Raw genomic sequence first — 1,556 nt, forward strand, 5'->3', positions numbered from 1 at the left:
ATTGACTACTTAGACCTTCAAGATATTCAAGATAAATACTTGGATGAGTTGAGTGGTGGTCAGCGCCAGTTGGCGTTTATCGCCATGGTGATTGCTCAGGATACGGACTACGTTTTCTTAGATGAACCGCTGAACAACTTGGATATCAAGCATTCATTGCAGATCATGAAGGTGATTCAAAGGCTTGCTCATGACATGAACAAAGCAATGGTGGTTGTGATTCACGATATCAACTTCGCGGCGTGCTATTCCGATGTCATTCTGGCGCTTAAACAAGGCAAAGTGGTGGCAAGTGGCGCGGTTGAAGAGGTGATTCAGGCAACAACATTGGAAGACATCTACGAAACACCATTTAACATCATTGAGTTAAATGGCAAGCGCATGTGCACTTACCATTAATCTGAACCAACTTGTTGCCTTTAACGAACTGCAATAGATAGGCGAGCTTACTTAGTGAGCTCGTCTATGATTGGACAGCGACTTTTTGCATCGCCAGGACAAGCCGATACCCAACCTTCCAACTGTTTTTTGATTTCCATCAGGTGAGCAATTTTCTCTTCTACTTCGCGCAGTTTATCCATCGTTCTTTCTTTCACTTCGCTGCTTTTACGGTTTGGATTATGCGCAAGCTGGACGAACTCTTTACATTCTTGAAGTGAAAATCCTGCGTTTTTTGCTCGTGAAACTAAGTTAAGTTCTTGAATATGATTATCTGAATACTCGCGATAGCCAGAATCACTGCGTGCTGGTGGAGAGATGATCCCTTTGTCTTCATACAAACGAATCGACTTTGATGACAGTCCAGTTAGCTTCGCGACAGCGCCAATATTCATGTTTAACCTCCACATTCGAGATAACGCCGATGCCGTTAATTGTCGTTGTGTATCAGCGCGTTAAACATATTGGTTTCTACGCAGCGTTTGATTTGCAACTGATGGCATTGGCTTGATGTTTAACGCGAGTATATACCCATGTCGCTGACGATATATACCCCCAAAGTACCTAAGTCGGCTGGATAGACGCATTGTTGAGCGTTCCCGTCACTCTTTTACGATCTCATGGGGCGGCACACCGAACACTTTTTTAAACGCATTAGTGAAATTAGAAGGATGGTGATAGCCCGCTTCGTACGCGGCTTCAGTGATCGACACTAAACCACGCTCCAAATGTACTCTTGCGATCTCAAGACGACGATAACGGATATAGCCATTCACAGTCATATTGAGTGACTGTTTAAAGCGGCGTTGTAGGTTAGACACACTCATCGAGAATACCTCTGCAATGTGTTCGAGGCTCAACTCTTGTTCAAGGTGCGTTTCGATATAGCTGACAATGTTTTCCACGCGTGAATCACTATGACGTTCGGTGATTTTATCTCGGTAACTGTTGGTGTTTTGAGGGCAAAAATCCTGTGGCATTTGTTGTGTTGCGTGAAACAGAATTTGATAAATCAAACTTTCGATTTCGAGCTTGTCTTGGAAACGATGTGGTGTATCCCGGTTGGTGAGTTCGGTGGCAAGAATAGTTAACGCCTGATTAAGCTCTAGGTGGTAAAA

Annotated in this window: 2 protein-coding genes and 1 pseudogene; 1 reads left to right on the forward strand and 2 read right to left on the reverse strand. The window is 43.8% G+C overall.

Going from position 1 to position 1,556, the window contains the following annotated elements; all coding sequences use genetic code 11:
• Positions 1–399, forward strand: a pseudogene (gene vctC, locus R7E42_RS24015) (iron chelate ABC transporter ATP-binding protein VctC); the annotation flags it as partial.
• Between the two features lie 47 nt (positions 400–446).
• Here the strand turns inward: vctC and cueR are convergent.
• Both cueR and R7E42_RS24025 read right to left on the reverse strand, forming a co-directional pair.
• Positions 447–833, reverse strand: coding sequence for a Cu(I)-responsive transcriptional regulator (gene cueR / locus R7E42_RS24020; RefSeq protein ID WP_005486235.1), 387 nt, complete (start codon positions 831–833; stop codon positions 447–449).
• A 207-nt stretch (positions 834–1,040) separates the two neighbouring features.
• Positions 1,041–1,556, reverse strand: a 516-nt coding sequence (locus R7E42_RS24025) for an AraC family transcriptional regulator (protein WP_318073089.1), incomplete at its 5' end; no start/stop codon positions are given.

Source organism: Vibrio sp. Vb1337 (assembly GCF_033338715.1).
Taxonomy (GTDB): domain Bacteria; phylum Pseudomonadota; class Gammaproteobacteria; order Enterobacterales; family Vibrionaceae; genus Vibrio; species Vibrio alginolyticus.